The 622-nt window shown below is 32.3% G+C and carries 1 protein-coding gene; it reads left to right on the forward strand.

Features of this window, described 5'->3' with window-relative positions:
* Nucleotides 1-406 precede the first annotated feature (406 nt).
* Nucleotides 407-622: carboxypeptidase-like regulatory domain-containing protein (locus D7V92_RS21915; RefSeq protein WP_080707586.1), on the forward strand; the 216-nt coding region annotated here is incomplete at its 3' end.

The raw sequence follows: 622 nt of genomic DNA on the forward strand, positions 1-622 counted from the left end.
TACCAGAGTCTTCGCGGAACCTATGAACAATATGTTATTTTTTATTATTACTTAGTTTTCGCGGAACCTCGTTATAGTCTGAAAATCATGATGTACGCAGGAATCGTTCGCTGTTATTTTATGTATATTTTTATCTCTCAAAGTGTTAAATATGTAATTCTTTATACTTGATGTAAGCCGTAATCTCTTGTGTATATATTATAATATTTAAATTAGGGGCTAAAAAAGTCTCCAAATTTTCTACCCCGTTTATCTTTTCTTATTATTTTATTGAAATTTTTTAATTATTTATTTGTTATAATAAATTTATTGTTACATTTGCATTTGTCCGAACCTTAATTTCCATGTTGCTATAAATCTATTGCGAATTAATTATATGTAAGTTAAACAAAAAAAGAGTGTGTCTATGAAGAAGTTGACTTATCTTTTACTTTGCCTAGTTTTAGGCATTGGATTGGCCACAGCTCAGACGAGGAAAGTAACAGGAACTGTTATTTCCGCCGAAGACAGTGAACCGATTATTGGTGCGTCTGTAATAGTCAAAGGTACTACTACAGGAACAGTAACGGATTTTGATGGTGCGTTCAGTTTGGATGTACCAAGTTCCGCGAAGACTCTGGTA

Source organism: Parabacteroides sp. CH2-D42-20, from assembly GCF_003670185.1.
Taxonomy (GTDB): Bacteria; Bacteroidota; Bacteroidia; order Bacteroidales; family Tannerellaceae; genus Parabacteroides; species Parabacteroides distasonis.